This is a genomic window from Paenibacillus sp. FSL R7-269 (assembly GCF_000517865.1).
Classification (GTDB): Bacteria; Bacillota; Bacilli; order Paenibacillales; family Paenibacillaceae; genus Paenibacillus_AQ.
Genome location: NZ_ASPS01000123.1, coordinates 1 through 203, shown reverse-complemented (window position 1 = coordinate 203; position 203 = coordinate 1). Strand labels below are relative to the sequence as shown.

The following is a 203-nucleotide window of genomic DNA, read 5'->3' as shown; positions in this document are numbered from 1 at the left end:
TCTGCTCCTTCCGTGGTCTACCCGAACCGATTAAAGCGTAAGTTTCATGCGACAGCACCTCAGCAGAAGCTAGTAACGGACATCACGTGTATCTCAGACGGCACCCGCTTTTATTATCTGTCTGCGATTCAGGACCTCTTTAACAATGAGATTGTAGCTTGGCAGATCTCGGAGCGAAACGACGTAAACCTCGTCATGGATAC

Annotated in this window: 1 protein-coding gene; it reads left to right on the top strand. The window is 48.8% G+C overall.

All coding sequences use genetic code 11. The annotated features are described in order from the left end of the window. On the top strand, window positions 1-203 hold a 203-nt coding region (locus C162_RS37240), incomplete at both ends, for a DDE-type integrase/transposase/recombinase (RefSeq protein WP_036701923.1).